This is a genomic window from Candidatus Rickettsia kedanie, assembly GCF_045865205.1.
GTDB classification, from domain to species: Bacteria; Pseudomonadota; Alphaproteobacteria; order Rickettsiales; family Rickettsiaceae; genus Rickettsia; species Rickettsia australis.
The window spans coordinates 34855-58425 of record NZ_BAABMM010000012.1 but is presented as its reverse complement, the minus strand read 5'-3'; the positions used below and the strand labels follow the sequence as shown (position 1 = coordinate 58425).

Below are 23571 nucleotides of genomic sequence, written 5' to 3'. Positions count from 1 at the left end.
GTAATATTACTGATGAAATGATACAGCAGTATATTGATGAGCAAGAAGGTGAGCCTATTAATGATGATCGATTTCTAATCGATTCCACTTTATAACCTCTCAGCTTATAGCTAAGAATTGTTTAGTTGCCTTTGAGAAAAAATCAATAGGTTTGACTTTTTTAACATATTCTAGTATAGTGTTTATCTTCAAAATAAATAGAAAAATTTAATTTATGAGTGCTCCCAAAAGTGACAATTATCTCTCGGAACTAAGAAAGGTAATTTGGCCTATAGAAAGATATGAAAATAAGAAGTTTCTTCCTATGGCGTTTATGATGTTCTGTATTTTATTAAACTACTCAACGCTTCGTTCAATTAAAGACGGGTTTGTAGTAACGGATATAGGGGCAGAAGCAATAAGTTTCTTAAAAACATATATAGTACTACCTTCTGCCGTAATCGCTATGGTAATTTATGTTAAGCTCTGCGATATTTTAAAGCAAGAAAACGTATTTTACGTTATTACTTCATTTTTCTTGGGGTATTTTGCGTTATTTGCGTTTGTTCTTTACCCCTACCCTGATTTAGTTCATCCTGATCCTGAAACCATAGAATCTTTAAGTTTAGCTTACCCTAATTTTAAATGGTTTATAAGAATAGTTGGTCAATGGAGCTTTGCATCTTTTTATACTATGGCAGAACTTTGGGGAACAATGATGCTTAGTTTATTATTTTGGCAGTTTGCTAACCAAATTACTAAAACCGATGAAGCTAAACGTTTTTACTCAATGTTTGGTTTACTTGCTAATTTAGCATTGCCTGTAACATCGGTGATTATTGGATATTTCTTGCATGAAAAGACTCAAATAGTTGCAGAACATCTAAAATTTGTGCCTTTATTTGTTATAATGATGACAAGTAGCTTTCTGGTAATATTAACATATAGATGGATGAATAAAAATGTTCTAACCGATCCTAGACTTTATGATCCGGCATTAATAAAAGAAAAGAAAGCTAAAGCTAAAATGTCATTAATAGAAAGTTTTAAAATGATCTTTACCTCTAAGTATGTAGGTTATATTGCATTGTTACTTATTGCTTACGGTGTTTCAGTAAATTTAGTTGAAGGTGTTTGGAAATCCAAAGTAAAAGAATTGTATCCGACGAAAGAGGTGTATACTATATATATGGGTAAGTTCCAATTTTATCAGGGTTGGGTTGCAATTGCTTTCATGCTTATAGGTAGTAATATTTTAAGAAAAGTATCATGGCTAACTGCAGCTATGATAACTCCATTAATGATGTTAATTACCGGTGCAGCATTTTTTGCATTTATCTTTTTTGATAGTGTTATTGCTATGCATTTAACAGGTATTCTTGCTTCAGGTCCTTTAGCACTTGCTGTTATGATCGGTATGATTCAAAATGTTTTAAGTAAAGGTGTAAAATATTCTTTATTTGATGCCACTAAAAACATGGCGTATATTCCGCTTGATAAGGATTTACGAGTAAAAGGGCAAGCTGCTGTTGAAGTTATTGGAGGAAGATTCGGTAAATCAGGCGGTGCTATTATTCAATCTACATTCTTTATTTTATTTCCTGCATTTGGTTTTGTAGAGGCAACTCCTTATTTTGCTTCTATATTCTTTGTAATAGTAATATTATGGATATATGCTGTTAAAGGTTTAAATAAAGAGTATCAAGTTTTGGTAAATAAAACTGAAAAATAGAATGTGTTAAAATTTAATATTATAACAAAAGTAGGCTGCTCGACTCTGAAACTTGCTTTTTTTTTATAGTCAGAGCGTTTATAATATGACAGATACAAAACCCAAAATTAAAACTCCAAGATCGCCATATGTAAAAAAATATAATAGTTGGCGAGTAAGGATTTTATATTCTATTATTATAGGTTATGCGACTTTTTATTTTTGTCGTCAGAATTTTAATATAGCAACTCCTGCTATAAGAGAATATTTTGGGGTTACTAAAACACAAATTGGTTGGATATTAACTGCTTCATCTATTATGTATGGAGTTAGTAAAGCTTGTAACGGGTTTATTAGCGATAAAGTTAATGCTCGGATATTTATGGTTTTGGGTCTTTTAGTTGTCGGAATCATTACTATTCTAATAGGTTTTTCAGATTCTTTATGGCTTATAGGAATTTTATGGATAGCCAGTAACTGGTTTCAATCGATGGGGTGGCCTCCTGCAACAAAAATGCTTACTCACTGGTTTGCTTCAAAAGAACTTGGAACTAAATGGGCTATGGGTACAACCTCTAATCAAATAGGTGGTGCCCTTGCTATGATAAGCTGCGGTTATTTAATCGATAAATTTGATTGGAGAGCTGCTTTTTTCGTTCCCGGTGCAGTTGCTTGTGTAGTATCGCTTTTTTTATATAATAGGCTTTGTAATTCTCCAAAAGAAGTAGGTTTATCTACCGTAGAGGAATATAAAGAATATCCGCCTGAATCTATAGGAGATTATGAGAAGCTATTAACTCCACAATTACTTAAAATGGTCTTTTGCAATAGGCTAATATGGTATGTTTGTTTAGCAAATATGTTTGTTTATATAATACGTTCCGGAGTAATTTATTGGGCTCCAACATTTTTAAAAGATTTACGTAATATAAGCCTTGCAAATGCAGGCTTACAAATTGGTTTATATGAAATGATAGGAATTCCTGGGGCGTTGATAGCTGGCTTTTTATCGGATAAATTATTTCAAGGACGTCGTGGTCCCATTGGAGTGATATGTATGGTATTGCTTAGCTTATTGTTAGTCTTGTTTTGGACAATTCCTATTCAAAGTGAATTATTAAGTATAATAATTCTGTCTTTAATAGGCTTTTTTGTTTCAGGACCTCAGCTCCTTGTAGGTATAGCAGCTGCTGATTTCAGTACTCGTCAAGCTGTCGGTACGGCTAATGGATTATCAGGGTTATTTGGTTATTTAGGAGCGGCTATTGCAGGAATCGGTGTAGGATGGATTAGCGATAATTATGGTTGGAATGGGGTATTTATATTTTTCAGTATTTCTGCTCTTTTAGGAGGAGGGTTATTTGCTTTAACATGGAATCGTTCAGCTAAAAAATAAATTTAATCATTATATAAAGGTTACAAAATGACAATACAATATACTTTTTCAATGATTAAGCCTGATGTTATCAAGAGGAATAAAATAGGACAAATTAATACTTATTTAGAAAATGCAGGCTTAAAGATAGTAGCTCAGAAAATGAAATTTTTAACTAAATATGAAGCTGAGTGTTTTTACGATGAACATAGAGCAAGACCGTTTTTTAATAGCTTAGTTGAATATATTACTTCAGGAGCGGTAGTACTTCAAGTTCTTAAGGGGGAAGATGCTATAATTTTAAACCGTACCATTATGGGTGCAACTAATCCTGCTGAAGCTGAAGCAGGAACTATTAGAAAAGATTTAGGCGAATCAATTGAGGCTAATAGTATTCATGGTTCAGATAGTGAAAACAGTGCGAAAAGAGAAATCGAATTTTTCTTTAACAAATCTGAAATTATAGAATAATTAATGTTAAAATATGACGTAATAGTTATAGGCGGTGGACATGCAGGCGTAGAGGCAGCAGCCGCTTCTGCACGTCTTGGAGCTTCTACTCTCTTAATTACGTTAAAACCGGGAAATTTAGGCGAAATGTCTTGCAATCCAGCAATTGGTGGAATTGCAAAAGGTACATTAGTTAAAGAAATCGATGCCCTTGATGGATTAATGGGTTATGTTATAGATCAAGCAGGTATACATTATAAAATGCTGAATGAGACTAGAGGACCGGCAGTTTGGGGACCTAGAACTCAAGCTGATCGAAAGCTTTATAAAAAAGCGATGTATCAAATATTAACAAATTACCCTAATCTAGATATACTATATGGGAAAGTGGAAGATATAGAAATTAAATCTTCTAAAGTTGAAGCGGTTGTTTTAAATAACGATAGCAAAATTCCTTGTCAAAAAATTATATTAACTACGGGTACTTTTCTATCAGGTCTTATTCATATTGGACAAAAAAAAATTCCTGCCGGTAGAGTAGATGAAGAGCCTTCGTATGGGTTATCAAATACATTAAAAAAAGTAGGATTTAAAGTTGCCCGTTTAAAAACAGGTACACCACCAAGAATTGACGGGCGTACTATTGATTATAGTAAAACAGCTTTACAGCCCGGCGATAAAACTCCTCGTCCTTTTTCTGAATTAACAAATGTTGTCAATATTCCTCAGATAAATTGTTTTATTACAAAAACAACCTCAGAAACTCATGATATTATACGTGAGAACCTTAATAAATCCGCAATGTATTCAGGGCAGATAGAAGGAATAGGACCGCGATATTGTCCTTCTATTGAAGATAAAATAGTCAGATTTAGTACAAAATCAGCACATCGTATATTTTTAGAACCTGAGGGGTTAGATGATTATACGATTTATCCAAACGGTATTTCTACTTCTTTGCCTGAAGATGTACAACATAAATTAATCAAAACAATACCAGGATTAGAAAATGTAAAGGTTTTACGTCTAGGTTATGCTATAGAATATGATTATGTTGATCCACGTGAAATAAGTGTTACGCTAGAGACAAAAAAAATAGCTGGATTGTATTTTGCTGGGCAAATTAACGGTACTACAGGATATGAAGAAGCCGCAGGGCAAGGTATAATAGCCGGTATAAATGCTGCTTTAGCAGTAAAAGATCAAGCACCGTTTATGTTAACAAGAGCAAACAGTTATATTGGAGTAATGATTGACGATTTAACAACATTTGGTACTATAGAACCTTATCGTATATTTACTTCTCGCTCAGAATATAGATTATCTTTAAGAGCAGATAACGCTGATTTACGTTTAACGGAATTAGGGATAAACATTGGTGTTGTATCAGAAAAACGTAAAAAAATATTTACACAAAAATATGAAGATATAGAAAAAACAAAATCATTATTAAATACCTTATCTTTAACTACTAGTAAACTTGCTAAAATGGATATACAGGTTGCACAAGATGGTACATATAAAACAGTATTAGACTTATTTAAAATACCTAGTTTTAATGTTGAACAAGCTATTAAAATTTTTCCTATGCTTAAAGAAACGCAAAATAATAATATTTTGCAATTACTCTATATTGAAGCAAAATATGCTTCATATTTAACTAGACAACACGCAGATATTAATTTATTTCAAAGTGAAGAGGCACAGTTAATACCTAAAAATATTGACTATTTTAAAATACCAAGTATATCATTAGAGATACAGGAAAAACTTTCTTACCATAAACCTACTACTATTGGTTTAGCACGTCGAATTCCAGGGATTACACCTGCAGCAATTACGGCTATTATAATTTATTTAAAAACTAAATATAGTGATGGAAGTTCCACGTGAAATAATTGAAAAATTAGAAATTTTTCAAAAGTTAGTTAAAAAATGGAATCAATCAATCAATCTTGTATCAGATAATACTATACATAATTTTTGGCAACGTCATATATTAGACTCATTACAATTAATGCAATATATTGATAATAAAGAAATACACTTGGTTGATATAGGAAGTGGGGCCGGTTTTCCCGGTATAGTATTATCTATAGCAGGGGTAGCAAAAATAAGTTTAATAGAAGCTGATTTACGCAAATGTATATTTTTAGAGCAAGCATCAAAGATATCAAATAATAACATACAAATAATAAATCAAAGAATAGAAAAAGTAGAAATAGATTGTAGTATATTGACTTGTAGAGCTTTCTCTAAATTAAATACAATATTTAATTGTATAAAAAATATTTCAGTACAAGAAAAATTTTTATTATTAAAAGGCAAAAATTATTTAACAGAAATAGTAGAAGCTAAAGAGATGTGGTTATTTGATTATTTAATACATCAAAGTGTTACTTGTGAAGAAGGGAAAATTCTAGAAGTTAGTAATTTAACAGAAATTATATGAAAGTAATTGCTATTGTTAATCAAAAAGGAGGAGTGGCTAAAACTACAACTACTGTAAATTTAGCTACAGCTTTTGCTGCGGTAAATAAAAAAATTTTAGTTATAGATCTTGATCCTCAAGGAAATAGTAGTACTGGTTTTGGAATTAGTCAGCAACAACGCAAAAATACTATATACCAAGTATTAACAAATTTAATAGAATTGAAAGATGCAATAATTTCTACAGATATACCAAATTTAGCAATCATTACTTCAAACACTAATCTATCTGCGGCTGAATTAGATTTAACAAAATTAAAGGACCGAGAATATATTTTAATGAAGCTATTGGAAGAAATAAAAATATTATATGATTATATAATTATTGATTGCCCTCCTTCATTAAGTTTATTAACGGTAAATGCTTTAGTTGCAAGTGATGAAGTGCTGATTCCAATGCAATGTGATTTTTATTCTTTAGAAGGATTAAGTCACTTGCTAAAAACAATTGAAATTGTAGAGAAAAAATTAAATCCTAAGATAAAGATTGCAGGTATATTATTTACAATGTATGATAAGCGTAATCGTTTAACTGAGCAAGTAGAAGATGATGTTAGAAAATGCTTAGGAGAATTAGTATTTAAAACCGTTATTCCAAGAAATATTAAATTATCTGAAGCTCCTTCATACGGAAAACCGGCTATTATATATGATTATAAATGTTCGGGAGCAGTTGCATATATAGAACTTACAAAAGAAATCTTAGAAAGATATGACGAAAAATAAAGGACTAGGCAGAGGGTTATCTTCATTACTTGGAGAAGAAGTTATTTCTATAGAATCAGAAATAATACAAATAATAAATATTGATAAAATAAGACCAAATGAGAATCAGCCTAGAAAAAACTTTGAATATGATAAAATAAAAGAATTAGCAGATTCGATATTGAATAATGGTTTATTACAGCCTATTATTGTTGATAATAATTTCCAAATTATAGCAGGAGAGCGACGCTGGCGTGCGTGTAAATTAGCAAAAGTTTTAGAGATACCAGTAATTATAAAAAATTTAGATGCTAGAGAGAGTATGGAAATAGCGTTAATTGAGAATATACAAAGAACTGATTTAACAGTTATGGAAGAAGCTCGTGGCTTTAAATATTTAGTAGAAAATTTTAATTATACGACAGAAAAATTAGCTGAAAGGCTTGGCAAAAGTCGTAGTCATATAGCTAATTTGTTGAGGCTTAATAATTTGCCACAATCTATTCAAGATAAAGTAAATGAGAATATATTAAGCATGGGACAAGCTCGATGTTTAATAAATCATGAACATGCAGAAGTAATAGCCGATCATATTATAAATAATAATTTAAATGTACGTCAAACAGAAGAACTAGTAAGACAATGGTATAAAAATGAGTATACAAAATCTCCTAACAATAATAACAAAGTAGGAAAGCGTTTTTTAAAGGACAACGCTACCGATAATGATCTAGAATTATTAGTAAAAGCTTTGTCAGAAAAATTTGGCATAAAAATAACAATAGAGAATTATCCATTAGGCGGAAAATTAATATTTCATTATAAAGATTTGGAAGCATTAGACTTGATATTATTAAAATTAAATTAAAAAAACTGTTAAGATTAAAGTATATATACAGTATTTTATTTTTTAAGATAAATACCCAAACTAGAAAAATAATGATAGAAATTACAATGTCTAATTTTGAATTATATGATCATAGAGCAATAAATTCATATAATGCAGTAGTAAATATATGTATCAGTGTAAAATAATAATATAAGGAAATAAGTAATTTATGTCATATCAATATGTTTATGCAATGGTTGGTTTAAGCAAAATTATAAATAGTAAACGAATTTTAAAAGAAATAAATTTATCATTTTTACCAAAAGCTAAAATTGGTATAATAGGTCCAAATGGAGCAGGTAAATCAACTTTATTAAAAATAATGGCAGGTATTGATAAAGAGTTTGAAGGTAAAGCAACAGCTAAAATTGGTATAAAAGTAGGATATTTACCTCAAGAACCATATCTTGATGCTAGTAAAAATGTGTTTGATAATATCATAGAAGGCCTTTATGACAAGAAAAAACTTGTTGACGAATTTAACGATATAAATAACAAATTTGCTGCTGAAATCACTGATGAAGAAATGCAAAAGCTTTTTGATAAACAAGCAGAATTGCAAGAAAAAATAGACAATTGTGATGGATGGAATCTAGAACGTGAAATAGAGATCGCAATGCTTGCTTTACGTTGCCCACCAAAAGAAGCAGATATTACAAAAATTTCCGGTGGAGAAAAAAGAAGAGTGGCTTTATGTAAATTGCTTTTAGAGAAACCTGATATGTTGTTACTTGATGAACCTACAAATCATTTAGATGCAGAATCAGTTTCTTGGCTTGAGGGTTATTTAAAGCATTATGAAGGTACTGTGATAGTAATTACCCATGATCGTTATTTTTTAGATAATGTTACAGAATGGATATTAGAAATAGATCGTGGAAATTGTATACCGTGGGAATCAAATTATAGTTCTTGGCTTGAACAGAAGCAAAAAAAATTAGCTTTAGAAAGTAAAGAAGACGATGATAGAAAAAAACAATTGAATCGTGAACTTGAATGGATTCGTCAAACTCCCAAAGCTAGACAATCAAAAAATAAAGCACGTATTACAGCATATCAAGAGTTATTAAATAAACAACAGAAACAAAAAATCGATCCTACTCAAATAATTATACCTAATGGACCTCGTTTAGGCGATCTTGTTATTGAAGCAGAACATATAGCTAAAAAATTTGATAGTAAAATATTATTATCAGATTTTAGTTTTAAAGTTCCACGTGGAGCTATTGTAGGAATTATTGGACCGAATGGAGCAGGTAAATCTACTTTGTTTAATATTATTACAGGTAAAATAACGCCAGATAGTGGTGCTATTAAAATTGGTCAAACGGTAAAATTAGGGTATGTTGATCAATCAAGGGATCATTTAGATGATAATAAGACTATATGGGAAGAAATTTCAGAAGGTTTAGATGAATTACAACTTGGTAATAGAATAATTAAAAGTAGAGCTTATTGTGCAGCTTTTAATTTTAGAGGCGGTGATCAACAAAAAAAAGTTGGACAACTTTCAGGTGGAGAACGTAACAGAGTACATTTGGCAAAATTACTAAAAGAAGGAGCAAATGTTATATTATTAGATGAGCCGTCTAATGATTTAGATATTGATACGTTAAGAGCACTTGAAGATGCTATTTTAGATTTTGCAGGTTGTGTATTAGTAATTAGTCATGACAGGTGGTTTTTAGATAGAATAGCCACTCATATTATATCATATGATAAAGATAATAATGCTACATGGTTTGAAGGAAATTATCAAGATTACCATGAATATATGTTAAGTACTAATGGGGAAAGTATTTTAAATCCAAAATATAAACATAAGAAGTTAATATAAATATGTCTTTAACACAAATATTATTAATTTTGTTTGTAGGAATATTGGTAACAAAACCGCATGATATTTTTATAATTATTAAAGAATTAAAAAAAATAAAAGCATATTTAATTAATATTAAGTCGTCTATTATAAAAAATATAGATGAGCCGTTAGAAACAGAGCAGATAAATTTTTATTTAAAGAACATTATTAACCTAGAAGGTTATTATCATGGTAATTACGATTTAACAACAATAAAAGAAAAATATTATACACTGATAATTAACAATGACTTAATAGAAAATGAATCAGTACCTGATATAACATAGAAACACTAATCCGTGCATCACTCAATAATTAACTCTAAGAATTATGCAAAAAATAGTAAAACTTAACAATATCAAAATAGGAAATGATTTACCATTTGTTCTCATTGCAGGGCCTTGTCAGATTGAAGGAAAAGATCATGCGTTGTTTATGGCAGAAAAACTTGTTAAATTAACTAGCAAGCTGGAGATTTCATTTATTTATAAATCTTCTTTTGATAAAGCTAATAGAACTTCCGTCAATGGGATTAGAGGACTTGGTATTGAGAAAGGTTTAGAAATTTTATCAAAAGTAAAATCTGAATTCGATTGCCCTATTGTTACTGATATTCATTCAGAGAGTCAATGTACTGAAACAGCCGAAGTAGCAGATATTTTACAAATTCCGGCATTTTTATGTAGACAAACTGATTTGCTCCAAGCTGCAGCAAAAACAGGTAAAATAGTAAAAGTAAAAAAAGGACAGTTTCTAGCTCCATGGGATATGAAAAATGTACAAACAAAACTAAAAGCTTTTGGAGTAAAGGATATATTATTTACAGAGCGGGGAGCATGTTTTGGTTATAATAATTTGGTATCTGATATGCGTAGTCTTGCAATAATGGCAGAATTAAATGTACCTATAGTTTTTGATGCGACACATTCCGTTCAGCAGCCTGGAGGACTAGGAGATAGTACCGGAGGGGACAGAAAATATGTAGAGCTACTTGCAAAGGCAGCAACTGCTGTAGGTATCGCCGGTATGTATATGGAAGTACATCAAGATCCCGATAACGCTCCAAGTGATGGTCCATGTATGATTAAGTTAGATAATCTAGAGTCCATACTTATCAAACTAAAAAAATATGATAAAATTACAAAAGAAAAATAATCTCAAATTTTACCTTTCAAAATATATATACAATATCCTCTATTAATTCAATTTAAAAATAGAAGTGATAATTTTTTACAATATAAAAAATAGAATTTTCTTATCCTCAGAATTTCACCAATTCACCTTTAAATTCTGGTTGTAAATTTACTTACTCAAAAATTTTTTTAAGTAGTATTAATATTTATTTATTCAACTTACGGGGCAAAAATGTTTGTATTTGGAGTAATATAAATTATTTTAGGTAAATATATATGTTTAGTTGGTGGGGAGCCTCAAACAGGAACGAGGTTTAAAAAATATATATGATTTTTTGACGGAGTATTGAATAATATTTTGGAACAACAAAACACTCCAAACTTAACTATTCTTGAAGAATGTAATATATTAATGAAATTACGTAATATTAAAGAGATATTAACTCCAAACACAAGCTTCATATCTAAGTATGAATAAAGATATTATAGCTTGGCTTTCTAACAACACTCGGTCTATATTTAATGAAATATTAGTAAACCCAAATAGCGGGCTTGCAGAGTTTATCCAGGTAATTGCTTTGGATTTTAGTAACTACCCCTTTATAATGGAAGATATACAATATATAGCAAATTATTTAAGAAATAATAAGACTATCGAGCGAGTATTTTTGGACAATTGCGGTATAAATGATAAGCAAACAAAAATTTTAGCCGAAATATTTAGGCTTAACAAAACAATAACTAAACTTTCTTTAGTAAGTAATAAAACAATCACTAATATCGGAATAAAAACTTTATTAGAGATAAAACATAATAATCAGCATAAGTTAGCAGAATTAAAAATCTCTCCTAATTTTAATGATAATTCAGAATTTCAGCTCGTTTCCGAAGTAGATATTTTAAATGAAAATTCTGTAAATGCATATTTAAAGAAAACAAAAGCGCGAAACCTCGATTCTGAAATCGAAAATAAAAATTTACAACCTCTTAAAAATTACTATAAGTTGGAAAGACCGTTCATAAAGAACGGTAATAAGCTTTTAAGATTAATTGCAGAAAGACATAATGAAATGACTAAAACAGGAAATAGTATAAATAAACTAATTGTAATGGTAGGGATGAACGGAGTAGGTGTAACTACTATTAGTTGTTTTTTAAGCGGACAAAAATTAGAAGAAGATGAAGACCGATCTTTATATGCGAAAGAACCGAAATATAATGAAAAAATACATCATCAAGCGAATAATGGATATAAGCTTGTTAATAATTTCTTTATATCTAATGATAAAGGTGGCATTAATATTATAGAATGTCCGGGGATTCATAATCAACTTATAAATTCTATGCAAACAATTCTTAATTTATATATTTACCGGCAAATATTAGAATTAGCCGAAAAAGTTAGATGTTCAGTCGTAATTAGAGATAATAGTGCAAATGATGTTGTTGACTCTACATATCAACAATTCACTAATATTTTTAGAGATAGTAATGGTCAGTTCACTCCGGAAATTAAAGCACAATTAAAAGATGCTGTATCTTATATAATTTCTGTTGCTGATTATAAAACTAAAAGAAGAAAAAAGCTAAAATTAAAGTAGAAGGGAGTAAACTCCGTAAGGACGCAAAGCGTCAAAATCTAGATGAAGGACAAAAATTTATAATTGAAGAGCTAGGAAAATCTGTAAATTTATTTAAAAAACTAGCGGTGATACTAAATCTTTTCTAGAAACACTTGATACCAAAGATTTTTTTATTGTTATAGATGCCATTTCATTATTAATTAGAACAATCGCAAATGATAAAATACAAGTAGAGCGAGAAAAAATCTTTTCTTATATCTATGCTATTTCTCAGAGTAAGAATGAAGAAGCAAAAATACTAATATTACTGTAATAGATGGGCAGAAACATTTTCATTTGGATGTACTTGCCACTTCCAAAGGCACAGGATATGTTCTGCCTAATTCTGCTTCCAATACAAATGCTACTATAACTACCGAGGAACAGAAAAATATCATGACTATTGTATTGAAATTTGAGCTACAAGATATTTTGAGTAAAAAAACTTATATGAACCGTTTATTATTGCACAAGTAAAAAAATTGATGTCCCTATGTGTAAAACCTTTTTCAGATACGCTGAATATTAAGGACTTAAGTCAAGGACTCAAACCAAAGTAATGGGCTACAATAGAAGAAATAATATATAAAACCGCAAAATCAGAAACACAGAAGCCAATTTTATTACAAGTTTTATCTCATCAAGTAAAGGAGAATATTTTAACTATGGGTAAAATTATTATAAATTTCTTTCAAGTCAATAAACATAATATAATAAGCCCATTTATTTCTTCTGATAATCTTAATGTCCATTAAATTTTATATCACCACCATCAATTAAAATTATATTTCCTGCATTAACATCTCTAGTACAATTCAGCAAATCAGTGCTAACGGTTATATCACCAACTTTTGAAGTGCTGCTACCTATAGCCACACTAACGCTACTTGGACCGGTAAACATTAAATTAACGCCATTCCCCGTAATAGTACCAGCTAAACTAGTTGGTTGCGTAAATTCTATAGTACCCGTACCGACTCCTTGAATCTCAGCAATTGACATATTACCGCCGGCATTAATTGTGACGGTGCTTTTGTCAGTTCCTGTTTTTAACATTTTGAGGTTCATAATTGTGTGCGTTGAGTTTCCGTTACCGTCAACCGTACCTATAGTACCTTTGGTTGACAGCTGGTACTAGTGATATTACCTGTGATACTTAGGACTGTATTATTTGCGGTTTTAAAAATTGCTGTACCGGTAACATTTTGAAAATCCATACTCCCCTTAACTATTGTAGTACTGAATTGAGTAGGTCCACCAGTTCCGGTAGGAGGAGCAAAGAATACATTAGTGTTAACTGTCTCAATCCCTAGTACTGGAATGGATATATTAATAGTATCCATAGCAAAAGCCGTTATTCCTATGTCTCCGTCTCCTAAAAAAGTTATTTGTTTTAGCGGATAATCAACAGTACCAAGAGAACGGGTATCAGGATTCATTCCTTTATTTTTATCACCGTCTATTATTAATGTAACTCCAGCATTTTGTGCATTTAATTCAACTATAACCGTATGTGCTGTAAGAGGCTCTATATTACCGGTTAGATATATTGTACTTGGGGTATTGACATCTGCCGAAGTAGTCATTAATTTTAAAATAGATGAATCGTTTTTAAATGCAACACCCGGTGCATCTAAGTCAAAATCAGCATTTATTGCATCAAGTGCATAAACGGCCGGTCCAGCATTAGCATCACCGATGTTCAGTTCACCAATTCTTGCCGAGGTCAGTGATGCATCGACAAAAACCCCACTAGCAGCAATATTAAGCACCGCAGTATTCCTCACATCAAGTCCATTTGTACCTAACTTAGCATTAGTACCAACAACTCCGACATTACCACTCACATTTATAACAGCAAGAGTATTTGCCTTTGTACCAAGAGTTTCATTACCAACATTACCCTGCAAAGTTAATACATTCTTATTTGGCGGAGTACTAGAAATACTACTTAAATTAACAGTACCGCCCGCATTGCCACCATTGACACTATTCGTAAAGGTAACTTGTTGATTTTTGCTAGTAGTTAAACCAAATACGAATTTAGTATTATTTAAATTAATAGCACTGCCTAGAGTTAAAGCCTTGTTAGATACGTCTACAGTAAATGCTGCGGCTGCATTTCCCTGCCCGATATTAATTGTGTTTACCGTACCTATACTTGAATCAGTAGCCGTTAAAGTAGTGCCGGTAGTATAAACGTTTAATGTTCCTGTGTTCCCATTTGTAATTTGGCTGTTAAGTAAATAACCTGCAGAATTTGTACCTGAAAACTCTAAAATACCGCCATTGGTAAAATCACGTTACCGCTTGTTGTAAGCGAGTCTTGTAAATTCGCCACAGCATTGTTACCAAGTGTTAAAGAAGCAGCGGACACACTTTTTTGAAAGATAATCGTTTTATTGCCCACTGCATTAACAGTAATTGCCACAATATTATTTATGACTCCGGTAACGTTACCGCCTCCTAAAAATACTAAATTACCTGCTGCTGTGCTACTAATAACGGCTTGTAAAATTCCTGTATAATTAACATTAACCGTACCTGCATTACCGGCAAAATTAGTCTGTCCAATAATAGTTGTTATGTTAATAGTTCCGACACCGCCAAATGTGCGTTACCGGTAATATTATTACCGGTAAACGTTCAAGAATTTACCATAACACTTCCCGTTACTCCATTAGGTGCATTAACAATTGCTGCATTATTAACATTAAAAGTCTGAGCATATGAGGCTACGGGTAAATCACCGTTCGCATTAAAAGTTACTGTATTTAATGCTGCTCCCAGAGCCCCTGTAGCACCTATTATGCTACCGCCGTTAAATATAAGTATACCGTTATTACCTGAAGTATTTTTGATAGCACCATTAACGTTAGTACCATTATTAAGAGTTCAAGAAGATAAAGCATTAGTTAAAGCAACTGCACCCGCATAAACATTCCCGGTAAGGCTTGCAGGACCTGCACCTATGTTCACTGCAGCAATAGCAGCGGCATTAGTACCTATATTACCGACAACACTACTATTCGGAGCTCAATTTAATACACCATTATTTGGGTTAGCAGTTGTAACTGCACTTGTTAAAACAACATTGATGCCAACAGTTAAAGAAGAGGCATTATTAGTAAGAGCCACGTTAGTTGAGCTTACGTTAGCACCGAAAGTAACAGGGTTAGGACCTATGTTTACTAAAGCAACTGCCGTGATAGTACTGGTAACATTACCGCCATTAATAGTTACCGTTTCAGTATTTACAGTATCTGTAGTAATTGCTCCATTAAGACCGTTTTGTAGTACTAACGTACCTGCACTGGCAGCAAAATTTACAGCACCCGTCATTGAATCACCGGCAATCACATTAGTACCATTACTGATACTGAAATTTGTAGCCTTAGAAGAGAATCTAAAGTAACATTACCGCCTGCATTAAAATTCACGAGCGTAATTAGCATTATTAGCCCCAACTGCACCCGTAACCTCCGTACCTGCACCAAAATTTATCGTACCATTAGAATCTATAGTACTATCTATATCACCGGTAATTGTTGAGCCGTTAGTAACGTAATGTTCCGGCATTATTTGCAAAATTTATAGCTCCTATAACATCACTTACCGTAAGATTGGTGGTGGTTGTAAAATTAATCGGTGCATTAACGTTATTAAGTATTAGATTACCTGTTATACCGGTGAGAATAGCATTTTTCGTATTAATCGTCGGGACTACAGTAATATTCCCTGCTCCTGAAAAAGTCACACTATTTAAAAGATTACCGCCTACTCCTACTATACTTAAATTAAAACCTGCTCCATCTAATATTAAAGTGTTGCCGCCGATTGAGCTTAACTGAACTATACCACTTGCCACTGCACTGGGATTTAAATCCCCGTTCATTGTAACCGTTACATTTCCGTTACTTTGGATATTTAATATTGAACTGGCATTTTTGAATTTCATATTAGCAGTACTAATATTAAAATCCGCATTAGGCATTAAAATATACATCCCGACTCCACTATTATCACCGATATTTATATTTAGTAGCACTTGCCTAGGTAGCAGTTTGATCGGTAAAGTTACTATTTCCTGTAACATTAAGAGTTGTAATACCGCTAAGGTTAATTCCTCCACCAGCTGTAACAGTTTCTATAGTCTAACCGAAGCTAGTTTATTAACAGCACCAAATGCCCTACCTTGAATGGTTAAAGCATTAGTCCCGTTTAAGGTTATATTACCGCCGCCTGCAAAACCGTCTAAATTATCACCAAATGTTACGGCTTGCACAACAGGTGCAGCTAAAACTAAAACAGCATCGGCACTTTTAAAATTAATTTGATTTCCTCCCGCTAAAAGATTTAAATTCGGGTTATCGACTGCTAAAGTAAGAGCCGCTGTGGGGAAATTTACTCCTATTTGAATAGTTTTAGCCGTAGCAATACTAGCATCGGTAGCGGTAAGATTAGTATCTACTATTACACTACCATTGCCTGCTAAAATAGGACTTGAAAAAATATAAGCACCTATCGGATTAGAAAACGCTAGCGTTGCCCCAAGATTATTATATTGCACTCCTGTTTTTGCAGTTAATGTTCCTACTACTGCAGCTATCCCATCACTAGTAAAATTATTAACTGTAACATTACCTTGCAAATCAACAACCTTAGTATTATCACCTTGAACATTCAATGTATCAATCGTATTTGTAGCTCCTATATTTTTAGAAACTGTTGAACTACCTAGAACATTTAATATGCCGGCACCTCCACCTCCAATCGCTCTATTATCTATATTCCCGCCAAGTAGGACCGTTAATGACATTTGCACCATCACCTATTGTTACTTGTGCAGCTTTACCGTTAAAATCTATTTCAGAAATTACGTTTTGTTGCAATCGTGTTAACGAGTTGTGCGTAAATTTTACTACCCCTCCAACGCCGGTATCAATTGCCGTTGCCCAATCTACACCATAATCCTGATCTCCCGGATCAAGAGGCTCATATTGATTCCCTATCTGAATAGTTTGAGTAAAGATAGTTCCTATAACTGTAACCGGATTTTCATTTAGAGATTGTCCTGCCTCATTAGCTATCCCATCGGTCATAAATATGTTAAGCCTTTTTGTTCCCCCCCTGTTCCGTTACCGCTGCATTAAGTGCAATTTCTTGGCCACCAGCAGCCACGTGTACTCCTAATTGCCCCCATAAATCCTGCACTGGAACTAGTGGTACGGTAGCTATAAATTTTGCTTGATTTTTTAATTCATTAGTTACCACGTAATTGGAAATTGGACCAGTCCAATTGATATTTGCTATAGGTTGTGCGTTGACAACTTCAGGAGGTCCACCAGGATAAAGTCCTAAATCTGAAGTATCGGTTACAAGATTACCGATATTAATAGCATTTGCCTTAGTCGAAGCCGGATCTTTAACAACAAATTCAGTATCAACAACTATTGTAAGATTGTTTTGCCCCTGAACACCGGTTATAATAGTGTCTTCAGTAAAGAAAATAGTAGAATTAGCAGGAGCAAGAACAGTAGAAGCAACACTCAAAGTACTAACAGTACCGTTAAAATTCATATGATTAATGTAATAATTGTTACCTGTTAAAGTTAGACTCGCCCCGTTATTAGGAACATTGATCTTTAGTCCACTGCCGGCACCACTAGATGTAACATTACCAAGATTTATTGCTGTATTGGCCGGTACAGTCATAACTACGTTATTATTGGCACCTATATTTAAAGAGCCAATTGAAACATCAGTAGTGAAATTAAACAATCATCCAAGTATTAAATCATCTCCTGAGGCAAAAGGCGTTCCATCATCAAGGTTAAAGCCCATGGATAACACGGCATTTGGACCTATGACGGTTCGAACCCCGAGTGCACTCGTGCTAGCAAATATCATTGCCGCAGTTGATGCAAACGTTCCTTTTTTAATTAAATTTTTTAGAGTATTTTTTCGTTGACTTGACATCACATCTCCTAAATTTGGACTTAATTTTCTAAATTATAAATTCGAGACTAGTATTCATTAAACAAATATAAATTTTCTGTATTTTGGAAGATTTTGAAAAATCTTTGGTAAATGAGATTAAGATAAAAATTCTTAATATTGTCGCTAGGTTCTGTGAACATTTCTAATTGATTTACTATTTCGAGGTATTTTTTAGCAAGAATTAATAAGATTTTTGGCAGAATAGTTATTCATATTTCAAAAAAATCTGATAATTTGCAGCAAAACAAATACCTCAAAATAGTAAATCAATTAGAAATGTTCACAGAACCTACATTGCACTTTTAAAAAAAGTTAATAATAAAATTAAATTTTTATTCAGGGCTTTAATTAAAAAAAATAATAAAAGAGGGTAAGAAGAAGTAATTAATAATTATTGAAAGAACAAAAATTTTTCTAACTTATGATTTTGTTATATAAACAACACATTACTTTTAATTGAAAAACATTAATTAAATACTAAAATATCTATAAGAATACTTATAACATAAAGTATTCTCTACTTATAAAAAGTAATTGTAGGTTATTTTTTCTTGTTTAAAATAAATTAAACTTTATATATTTTTATAGCAATTAGGTAAATCGTATATAAAACTTAAGGAATACAAGAGTAAAACCTATCTATTTTAGCTTCTTAATGAAAACCGCAAAACTTTATTAATTTTTGTATAGAAAGGAATACCAAAACCGTCATTGCGAGAAAAAACTGTAAGTTTTGACAAAGCAATCCAGTTAAAATACTAAAATTATTAGTATTTTTTATTATTTTTATGGACCTAGTTAGCAAGCCACGAGGTGACACAGTGGATTTTACCGGTCCACGCGGGCAATGCCTGCTCGCAATAACGATATCTTGCTTTATTGAGCAAAATCTATAAATTTTTGCATAAACAAATTGATTTGCTACGAATAATAGAGTATATAGTATAGACATAATTAATTCTCGGGGCGTAGCGCAGCCTGGTAGCGCATCTGGTTTGGGACCAGAGGGTCGGGAGTTCGAATCTCTCCGCCCCGACCATAAAAACATAAATTATAATGTCAAAGGACAACCTCATTCAGTTTACAGGTACAATACTTGAACTTTTACCTAACGCTACTTTCAGAGTAAAGCTTGAGAATGATCATGAAATTATTGCTCATACTTCCGGTAGGATGCGTAAAAATCGTATCAGAATATTACTAGGAGATAAAGTTACGGTAGAAATGACTCCTTATGATTTAACTAAGGGGCGTGTGATTCATCGTCACTAGTCTTTATAAGTATGAAGCAGAACAGAGAAAACCTACCGATTATATTAGCATCAAGCTCTCCTGCAAGAATTGAGTTACTAAACAGAATCAAAATTATCCCTGCGCAAATTATTCCGGCAGATATAGATGAAACACCTAATTTGCGTGAATTACCCGCTCCCTTAGCCATAAGACTTGCTTACGAAAAAGCTATTAAAGTTGCATCTCAAATAGAGGAATCAGCTATAATTATAGCTGCCGATACGGTAGCGGCAGTAGGTAGAAGAATATTGCCGAAAGCTACTACTTATGAAGAGGTCAAGAATTGTATTAAGATGGTATCCGGGCGTCGTCATCGTGTTTATACCGGTTTATGTATTATCAAAAAAGAGAATGATCAGCTTACAGTTAGACAAAAAATAGTTCAGACTATTGTTAAGTTCAAAAAATTAAGTGATGAAGAGATTAATTTTTATTGTTCTTTAGATGAAGGGAGAGATAAAGCCGGCGGGTGCAAAATTTCTGGTTATGCAGAAGCTTTTATCTCATTTATTTCCGGCTCATATTCAAATGTTATGGGATTACCTTTATTTGAAACGGTAAATGCTCTAACTTCTTTAGGTTTTAAGATGTATTAATATTGTAGTGTTGCCTCTGTAAAGGTTGATCTTGTTACATGGATCGTTTATGTAATCCCCGCATGGCATTGTTGCGTGGATACCTTAGCCATCATTGCAAGGAGCGAAGCGACGCGGCAATCCAGAAAAATAATTAAAAAATTCTGTAAATCAGAATTTTTTACTGGATTGCTTCGTCGAAGTACTACGTAATTCTTCTCACAATGACGAAAAGCCGGTCTACGCAACAATGCCTTCCCGCCTACCCGGGGATGACATTGAGTAGGTTTTTTGAACCATACACATCAATTACAATTTTAATTCCCAGGCTTATCCAAATGACTTCTCTCATAATTTTCATGACGCTCTTGAGCTTCAATACATAATGCAGCAATAGGTCGTGCTTCTAATCTTTTTATACCTATTGGGTCGCCTGTTTCTTCACAGTAACCGTATTCCCCATTGTGAATACGTGATAATGCCTCTTCTATTTTACTCATTAATTTACAATATCTATTTCTACTACGAAGCTCAAAAGCTCTTTCTGTTTCATGAGTAGCACAATCGTTAAGATCGGATTCTTTTAAATTTTCTTCCTTTAAATGATTTAAAGTCTCTTGAGATTCCTTTAATAAATCCTCTTTCCATCTTAAAAGTTTTTGTCTAAAATATTCTAGGTGATTAGGACACATATATTCTTCATCTTTAGAAGGTTTATATCCCATAGGTAATTTAGGTGTTTCTAACATATTAATATCTCAATATTAGCTTTAGTATATATAGTTTATAAGGTTTTTAAAATAATATAATATATAACTTAAAATTAACGCAAGAAGATTATGAATATTAATTTTATTTTTTAATTGGATATGCGGTAGTATATACAGCCTCTAAATGCTTTATACTTGTTTTAGTATAGTTTTGTGTAGTAGATAGACTTTTATGACCTAATAGCTCTTGAATAGAGCGTAAATCTGCACCATGCTCAAGCAAATGTGAAGCAAAACTATGTCTAAATGAATGAGCAGTTAAATGCTGCGGTAAACCATAAAAATGCTTTAATTTAATTAATTCACGATTAAATACCTGTGGCTGCAATTTCTTACCCTGCTTTCCTCTAAATATCGGTTCATTATCCCCTAGCTTATACGGCAATATTTCTAAATATTGGGTAATTAAATTTTTAGCAATCGGTAACCACGGAATTATTCTTTCTTTACTACCTTTACCTATTATTCTTATAAATTCTAGATTTTGTAGATGAAGTTTCGTAATTGATAATGCTTCCGATATACGTAGACCTGAAGCATATATAAGAACAAGTAGGGATTTATTTCTAAGTTCTACCCACTTAACATTCCCGTATTCTTCAATATGTTCAAGGGATATTGCTACATCATTCTCCGATAAAGCTTTTGGTAATAATTTAGTTTTTTTAGGAGATTTTATAGAAAAAATTATATGGCTATTTAATTGTGTTGTTTTCTCTAAAAATCTATAAAAATTTTTTACTGCAGATAAACCACGTGAAATTGAAGAAGTGGTAAAATTATTACAGTTACGTTTTGCAAGCCAACTTCGGATTAATCTTATATCTGCGTTTTTAATATGATTTATCGTTACAAGCTCTGAATTATAATAATTCATAAACTCAAAGAAATTCTTAAGGTCATTATTATAAGAAATTACTGTATAATTAGAGTAATTTCTTTGCAAAACAAGGTATTTTTGCCACTTATCTATTAATTCTTGAATTGATATATCTAACATTTATAAAAACTTAACTATTTTAAATATTATTCTTAATACTAACAATTATTGACTCATAATTTTATAACATGTTAGCATGAATTGAGGGTTGATGTTTACATATACGTAACCTATAAAACACAAAAAATTTTTTAAATAAAAAATTTAATTTATTTTAGGAGAATAAATAATGTTAAATAATACACTATTTTTAGATTTAATGAAATCCTATATGAATCCAGAATTTTATATGAGTTCTATGAAAAATATCCCTAGTGTCAATCTTTCATCTATCACAAATACAATGCAACGAGCTATGAATATTCTTTTAACCACTAACAAAATTGCTACAGAAAGCATGCAATCTTTGCTTAAGAAAAATTCTGAGCTTACACAAAATAATGTTAATACTATTTTGAATACTACTAAAGAAGCAGCAAATTCTAAAGATTTCAAACAAGCTAGTGAATGTCATCAAAAATGTTAAAATCTATTTATGCAACATCTATGGATAACGCTAAGGAATTAGCAGGTATTGCTTATGAGTCTTCACACAAAATATTTGAAGCCGTAAATAAGCATATTGCTGAAAATGTTCATCATGCTTCTAATAATATGCAGAATATGGCAGAACAAGTACAAAAAACTTGTATAAGAAATCTGCGTAATTTTTAACTATTTTTTTATGTCATTCCTGCGGAAGCAGGAATCCATAATAAAGCGAGATAAATCAAGCTTTTAATTTCAAAAATTTGCTGCATTTATACTTTTTTTTAATTCCTGCTTTTACAGGAATGACGTAAGAGCCATACAGCAACACTTTCCCTCAATTACTTGCCTTTCTGTTTAACCAATTTTGTAAATAAGACTCTGCTAGCTCCTGATCTTCTATAACAATCACATTTTCAGCATTACGTTTATCGGCAGCAGCCGTGAAATTAAACGAACCGGTTATTACTTTCTTTTTATCAATAATTATAATTTTATTATGCGCAATGCCCGGTACTTTATCTATACCTACATCAATTTTTGCGCGTTGTAATTCGTGTAATTTAGAAAATTTCTGCTTTAAATTACTACGATCAAGCAATATTCTAACTTTTACTCCTCGCATCTGTGCATTAATAAGTGCAGTAGTAATTAACGCATCGCTCATGCCGTATGCCTGCATATAAATAGATTCTTCAGCTTTATCTATCTGATTGGCTATAAACTTAGTACAACCGGCAGGTGGAGTAAAACACGTACTAACTTTACTTCTTGAAAGCTCTGAAATATTGTAATGCTTTATTTGTGGAGCAGATAAAGCGAATGATTTTTGATTTATTAGATTAGTAAAATAATCCGTATTCTGTCCATAAATACCTAAAGCAACTCCCAAGATAAAGGGAATAGATATTTCTATAAATTTATTATTTTTTCTCTTCATGACTTATTTATATTTTAGGCGTTGTGTCTATGGATCAAGAAACACCCATTGTCATTCCCGCGTAGGCGGGAATAACATAGAAGTAACAACACCTACTTCCTTACATAACTGCCCGGTGCTTCTTCAATAGCCTTTAGATTCTGATAATCTAAAGAATCTACTAGCTTATTATCATTATTTTTTATAAGCCAATCAAGCCAATAATTCCACCATGAGTCTTCATATTCCGTAGCCTTTATAAGCCACTCATGACTACTTGAACTTAAGTCATCGTTAAGCCGATAATTATATTTAGCAATCGCAGGAGGAT

At 31.9% G+C, this 23571-nt stretch carries 30 protein-coding genes, 1 tRNA gene and 2 pseudogenes; 22 read left to right on the top strand and 11 right to left on the bottom strand.

All coding sequences use genetic code 11. The features are described 5' to 3' along the window. From ACKTSD_RS07810 to ACKTSD_RS01565, 14 genes and pseudogenes are all read left to right on the top strand, one after another. Nucleotides 1-95, top strand: a pseudogene (locus tag ACKTSD_RS07810) (IS200/IS605 family transposase); the annotation flags it as partial. A gap of 119 nt (nucleotides 96-214) precedes the next feature. Next, the gene (gene tlc1, locus ACKTSD_RS01625; RefSeq protein ID WP_412707704.1) at nucleotides 215-1711 is read left to right on the top strand and encodes an ATP/ADP exchange transporter Tlc1; all 1497 of its coding nucleotides are present in this window, start codon (nucleotides 215-217) and stop codon (nucleotides 1709-1711) included. Nucleotides 1712-1796: 85 nt separating this feature from the next. After that, nucleotides 1797-3086 carry an MFS transporter gene (locus tag ACKTSD_RS01620; protein ID WP_412707703.1) on the top strand — a complete coding sequence of 430 codons (1290 nt, stop codon included), beginning with the start codon at nucleotides 1797-1799 and terminating at the stop codon, nucleotides 3084-3086. Nucleotides 3087-3113: 27 nt separating this feature from the next. Next, a complete protein-coding gene (gene ndk, locus ACKTSD_RS01615; RefSeq protein WP_412707702.1) occupies nucleotides 3114-3536 on the top strand; it encodes a nucleoside-diphosphate kinase in 423 nt (140 codons plus the stop codon). 3 nt (nucleotides 3537-3539) lie between these two features. Beyond that, nucleotides 3540-5408 carry a tRNA uridine-5-carboxymethylaminomethyl(34) synthesis enzyme MnmG gene (gene mnmG, locus ACKTSD_RS01610; RefSeq protein WP_412707701.1) on the top strand — a complete coding sequence of 623 codons (1869 nt, stop codon included), beginning with the start codon at nucleotides 3540-3542 and terminating at the stop codon, nucleotides 5406-5408. Then, on the top strand, nucleotides 5392-5967 hold the full coding sequence (gene rsmG / locus ACKTSD_RS01605; protein ID WP_412707708.1) for a 16S rRNA (guanine(527)-N(7))-methyltransferase RsmG: 576 nt from the start codon (nucleotides 5392-5394) through the stop codon (nucleotides 5965-5967). The genes mnmG and rsmG overlap by 17 nt, the downstream gene beginning before the upstream one ends. Beyond that, on the top strand, nucleotides 5964-6731 hold the full coding sequence (locus ACKTSD_RS01600; RefSeq protein WP_412707700.1) for a ParA family protein: 768 nt from the start codon (nucleotides 5964-5966) through the stop codon (nucleotides 6729-6731). The genes rsmG and ACKTSD_RS01600 overlap by 4 nt, the downstream gene beginning before the upstream one ends. After that, nucleotides 6718-7578: a ParB/RepB/Spo0J family partition protein gene (locus ACKTSD_RS01595; protein ID WP_412707699.1), complete on the top strand. Its 861-nt coding sequence runs from the start codon at nucleotides 6718-6720 to the stop codon at nucleotides 7576-7578. Before ACKTSD_RS01600 ends, ACKTSD_RS01595 begins: the two co-directional genes overlap by 14 nt. A gap of 190 nt (nucleotides 7579-7768) precedes the next feature. Further along, nucleotides 7769-9436, top strand: a complete 1668-nt coding sequence (gene ettA / locus ACKTSD_RS01590; protein WP_412707698.1) for an energy-dependent translational throttle protein EttA — start codon at nucleotides 7769-7771, stop codon at nucleotides 9434-9436. A gap of 2 nt (nucleotides 9437-9438) precedes the next feature. Continuing rightward, nucleotides 9439-9747: a DUF2672 domain-containing protein gene (locus tag ACKTSD_RS01585; RefSeq protein WP_412707697.1), complete on the top strand. Its 309-nt coding sequence runs from the start codon at nucleotides 9439-9441 to the stop codon at nucleotides 9745-9747. A 43-nt stretch (nucleotides 9748-9790) separates the two neighbouring features. Further along, complete coding sequence (kdsA, locus tag ACKTSD_RS01580) at nucleotides 9791-10615, top strand: 3-deoxy-8-phosphooctulonate synthase (RefSeq protein WP_412707696.1); 825 nt, start codon at nucleotides 9791-9793, stop codon at nucleotides 10613-10615. Nucleotides 10616-10939: 324 nt separating this feature from the next. Next, nucleotides 10940-11071, top strand: a complete 132-nt coding sequence (locus tag ACKTSD_RS01575; protein WP_412707695.1) for a hypothetical protein — start codon at nucleotides 10940-10942, stop codon at nucleotides 11069-11071. After that, nucleotides 11064-12194, top strand: coding sequence for a leucine-rich repeat domain-containing protein (locus ACKTSD_RS01570; protein ID WP_412707694.1), 1131 nt, complete (start codon nucleotides 11064-11066; stop codon nucleotides 12192-12194). The genes ACKTSD_RS01575 and ACKTSD_RS01570 overlap by 8 nt, the downstream gene beginning before the upstream one ends. 318 nt (nucleotides 12195-12512) lie before the next feature. Next, complete coding sequence (locus ACKTSD_RS01565; protein WP_412707693.1) at nucleotides 12513-12692, top strand: hypothetical protein; 180 nt, start codon at nucleotides 12513-12515, stop codon at nucleotides 12690-12692. Nucleotides 12693-12956: 264 nt separating this feature from the next. Here ACKTSD_RS01565 and ACKTSD_RS01560 read toward each other — a convergent pair whose 3' ends face one another. Beyond that, nucleotides 12957-13271, bottom strand: a complete 315-nt coding sequence (locus ACKTSD_RS01560; protein WP_412707692.1) for a hypothetical protein — start codon at nucleotides 13269-13271, stop codon at nucleotides 12957-12959. Nucleotides 13272-13321: 50 nt separating this feature from the next. Further along, nucleotides 13322-14125: a hypothetical protein gene (locus ACKTSD_RS01555; protein WP_412707691.1), complete on the bottom strand. Its 804-nt coding sequence runs from the start codon at nucleotides 14123-14125 to the stop codon at nucleotides 13322-13324. Nucleotides 14126-14231: 106 nt separating this feature from the next. Between ACKTSD_RS01555 and ACKTSD_RS01550 the strand changes: the two genes are divergently transcribed. From ACKTSD_RS01550 to ACKTSD_RS01535, 4 genes are all read left to right on the top strand, one after another. Then, nucleotides 14232-14414 (top strand): hypothetical protein, encoded by a 183-nt coding sequence (locus ACKTSD_RS01550; RefSeq protein ID WP_412707690.1) that lies wholly within the window; start codon nucleotides 14232-14234, stop codon nucleotides 14412-14414. A gap of 203 nt (nucleotides 14415-14617) precedes the next feature. Further along, a complete protein-coding gene (locus tag ACKTSD_RS01545) occupies nucleotides 14618-14743 on the top strand; it encodes a hypothetical protein (protein ID WP_412707689.1) in 126 nt (41 codons plus the stop codon). Nucleotides 14744-15024: 281 nt separating this feature from the next. Further along, nucleotides 15025-15153: a hypothetical protein gene (locus ACKTSD_RS01540; protein ID WP_412707688.1), complete on the top strand. Its 129-nt coding sequence runs from the start codon at nucleotides 15025-15027 to the stop codon at nucleotides 15151-15153. A 33-nt stretch (nucleotides 15154-15186) separates the two neighbouring features. Beyond that, complete coding sequence (locus ACKTSD_RS01535) at nucleotides 15187-15630, top strand: hypothetical protein (RefSeq protein ID WP_412707687.1); 444 nt, start codon at nucleotides 15187-15189, stop codon at nucleotides 15628-15630. A 14-nt stretch (nucleotides 15631-15644) separates the two neighbouring features. On the opposite strand, the gene ACKTSD_RS01530 is transcribed toward ACKTSD_RS01535, so the two are convergent. The 6 genes from ACKTSD_RS01530 to ACKTSD_RS01505 are packed head-to-tail and all read right to left on the bottom strand — an operon-like array spanning nucleotide 15645 to nucleotide 18194. Next, entirely contained in the window at nucleotides 15645-15794 is a 150-nt protein-coding gene (locus tag ACKTSD_RS01530; protein WP_412707686.1) for a hypothetical protein, read from the bottom strand. Beyond that, on the bottom strand, nucleotides 15772-16311 hold the full coding sequence (locus tag ACKTSD_RS01525) for a hypothetical protein (protein ID WP_412707685.1): 540 nt from the start codon (nucleotides 16309-16311) through the stop codon (nucleotides 15772-15774). Before ACKTSD_RS01525 ends, ACKTSD_RS01530 begins: the two co-directional genes overlap by 23 nt. 51 nt (nucleotides 16312-16362) lie before the next feature. Next, entirely contained in the window at nucleotides 16363-17034 is a 672-nt protein-coding gene (locus tag ACKTSD_RS01520; protein WP_412707684.1) for a hypothetical protein, read from the bottom strand. Beyond that, on the bottom strand, nucleotides 16997-17317 hold the full coding sequence (locus ACKTSD_RS01515; RefSeq protein ID WP_412707683.1) for a hypothetical protein: 321 nt from the start codon (nucleotides 17315-17317) through the stop codon (nucleotides 16997-16999). Before ACKTSD_RS01515 ends, ACKTSD_RS01520 begins: the two co-directional genes overlap by 38 nt. A gap of 7 nt (nucleotides 17318-17324) precedes the next feature. After that, nucleotides 17325-17996 (bottom strand): hypothetical protein, encoded by a 672-nt coding sequence (locus ACKTSD_RS01510; protein ID WP_412707682.1) that lies wholly within the window; start codon nucleotides 17994-17996, stop codon nucleotides 17325-17327. Beyond that, nucleotides 17997-18194, bottom strand: coding sequence for a hypothetical protein (locus tag ACKTSD_RS01505; protein WP_412707681.1), 198 nt, complete (start codon nucleotides 18192-18194; stop codon nucleotides 17997-17999). A 983-nt stretch (nucleotides 18195-19177) separates the two neighbouring features. Between ACKTSD_RS01505 and ACKTSD_RS01500 the strand changes: the two genes are divergently transcribed. From ACKTSD_RS01500 to ACKTSD_RS01490, 3 genes are all read left to right on the top strand, one after another. Continuing rightward, nucleotides 19178-19254: transfer RNA gene (locus ACKTSD_RS01500), tRNA-Pro, on the top strand. Between the two features lie 17 nt (nucleotides 19255-19271). Continuing rightward, the gene (gene infA, locus ACKTSD_RS01495) at nucleotides 19272-19487 is read left to right on the top strand and encodes a translation initiation factor IF-1 (protein WP_412707680.1); all 216 of its coding nucleotides are present in this window, start codon (nucleotides 19272-19274) and stop codon (nucleotides 19485-19487) included. Nucleotides 19488-19498: 11 nt separating this feature from the next. After that, nucleotides 19499-20104, top strand: a complete 606-nt coding sequence (locus ACKTSD_RS01490; RefSeq protein WP_412707679.1) for a Maf family protein — start codon at nucleotides 19499-19501, stop codon at nucleotides 20102-20104. A gap of 296 nt (nucleotides 20105-20400) precedes the next feature. Here ACKTSD_RS01490 and dksA read toward each other — a convergent pair whose 3' ends face one another. Both dksA and ACKTSD_RS01480 read right to left on the bottom strand, forming a co-directional pair. After that, entirely contained in the window at nucleotides 20401-20832 is a 432-nt protein-coding gene (gene dksA / locus ACKTSD_RS01485) for an RNA polymerase-binding protein DksA (protein WP_412707678.1), read from the bottom strand. Between the two features lie 103 nt (nucleotides 20833-20935). Further along, nucleotides 20936-21853, bottom strand: coding sequence for a tyrosine recombinase XerC (locus ACKTSD_RS01480; protein ID WP_412707677.1), 918 nt, complete (start codon nucleotides 21851-21853; stop codon nucleotides 20936-20938). 169 nt (nucleotides 21854-22022) lie between these two features. Here ACKTSD_RS01480 and ACKTSD_RS01475 point away from each other — a divergent pair. Beyond that, a pseudogene (locus ACKTSD_RS01475) lies at nucleotides 22023-22507 on the top strand (phasin family protein). Nucleotides 22508-22658: 151 nt separating this feature from the next. On the opposite strand, the gene pld reads toward ACKTSD_RS01475, so the two are convergent. Beyond that, entirely contained in the window at nucleotides 22659-23261 is a 603-nt protein-coding gene (gene pld / locus ACKTSD_RS01470; RefSeq protein WP_412707676.1) for a phospholipase D, read from the bottom strand. Between the last annotated feature and the right edge of the window lie 310 nt (nucleotides 23262-23571).

What these genes read in the sequence shown, in the direction of transcription:
- tlc1 (WP_412707704.1), top strand. Translation starts at nt 215, where the DNA reads ATGAGTGCTCCCAAAAGTGACAATTATCTCTCGGAACTAAGAAAGGTA.
- ACKTSD_RS01620 (WP_412707703.1), top strand. Translation starts at nt 1,797, where the DNA reads ATGACAGATACAAAACCCAAAATTAAAACTCCAAGATCGCCATATGTA.
- ndk (WP_412707702.1), top strand. Translation starts at nt 3,114, where the DNA reads ATGACAATACAATATACTTTTTCAATGATTAAGCCTGATGTTATCAAG.
- mnmG (WP_412707701.1), top strand. Translation starts at nt 3,540, where the DNA reads ATGTTAAAATATGACGTAATAGTTATAGGCGGTGGACATGCAGGCGTA.
- rsmG (WP_412707708.1), top strand. Translation starts at nt 5,392, where the DNA reads ATGGAAGTTCCACGTGAAATAATTGAAAAATTAGAAATTTTTCAAAAG.
- ACKTSD_RS01600 (WP_412707700.1), top strand. Translation starts at nt 5,964, where the DNA reads ATGAAAGTAATTGCTATTGTTAATCAAAAAGGAGGAGTGGCTAAAACT.
- ACKTSD_RS01595 (WP_412707699.1), top strand. Translation starts at nt 6,718, where the DNA reads ATGACGAAAAATAAAGGACTAGGCAGAGGGTTATCTTCATTACTTGGA.
- ettA (WP_412707698.1), top strand. Translation starts at nt 7,769, where the DNA reads ATGTCATATCAATATGTTTATGCAATGGTTGGTTTAAGCAAAATTATA.
- ACKTSD_RS01585 (WP_412707697.1), top strand. Translation starts at nt 9,439, where the DNA reads ATGTCTTTAACACAAATATTATTAATTTTGTTTGTAGGAATATTGGTA.
- kdsA (WP_412707696.1), top strand. Translation starts at nt 9,791, where the DNA reads ATGCAAAAAATAGTAAAACTTAACAATATCAAAATAGGAAATGATTTA.
- ACKTSD_RS01570 (WP_412707694.1), top strand. Translation starts at nt 11,064, where the DNA reads ATGAATAAAGATATTATAGCTTGGCTTTCTAACAACACTCGGTCTATA.
- ACKTSD_RS01560 (WP_412707692.1), bottom strand. Translation starts at nt 13,271, where the DNA reads ATGTTAAAAACAGGAACTGACAAAAGCACCGTCACAATTAATGCCGGC.
- ACKTSD_RS01540 (WP_412707688.1), top strand. Translation starts at nt 15,025, where the DNA reads ATGCTACCGCCGTTAAATATAAGTATACCGTTATTACCTGAAGTATTT.
- ACKTSD_RS01535 (WP_412707687.1), top strand. Translation starts at nt 15,187, where the DNA reads ATGTTCACTGCAGCAATAGCAGCGGCATTAGTACCTATATTACCGACA.
- ACKTSD_RS01530 (WP_412707686.1), bottom strand. Translation starts at nt 15,794, where the DNA reads ATGCCGGAACATTACGTTACTAACGGCTCAACAATTACCGGTGATATA.
- ACKTSD_RS01525 (WP_412707685.1), bottom strand. Translation starts at nt 16,311, where the DNA reads ATGTTACAGGAAATAGTAACTTTACCGATCAAACTGCTACCTAGGCAA.
- ACKTSD_RS01520 (WP_412707684.1), bottom strand. Translation starts at nt 17,034, where the DNA reads ATGTCATTAACGGTCCTACTTGGCGGGAATATAGATAATAGAGCGATT.
- ACKTSD_RS01515 (WP_412707683.1), bottom strand. Translation starts at nt 17,317, where the DNA reads ATGACCGATGGGATAGCTAATGAGGCAGGACAATCTCTAAATGAAAAT.
- ACKTSD_RS01505 (WP_412707681.1), bottom strand. Translation starts at nt 18,194, where the DNA reads ATGTCAAGTCAACGAAAAAATACTCTAAAAAATTTAATTAAAAAAGGA.
- infA (WP_412707680.1), top strand. Translation starts at nt 19,272, where the DNA reads ATGTCAAAGGACAACCTCATTCAGTTTACAGGTACAATACTTGAACTT.
- ACKTSD_RS01490 (WP_412707679.1), top strand. Translation starts at nt 19,499, where the DNA reads ATGAAGCAGAACAGAGAAAACCTACCGATTATATTAGCATCAAGCTCT.
- dksA (WP_412707678.1), bottom strand. Translation starts at nt 20,832, where the DNA reads ATGTTAGAAACACCTAAATTACCTATGGGATATAAACCTTCTAAAGAT.
- ACKTSD_RS01480 (WP_412707677.1), bottom strand. Translation starts at nt 21,853, where the DNA reads ATGTTAGATATATCAATTCAAGAATTAATAGATAAGTGGCAAAAATAC.
- pld (WP_412707676.1), bottom strand. Translation starts at nt 23,261, where the DNA reads ATGAAGAGAAAAAATAATAAATTTATAGAAATATCTATTCCCTTTATC.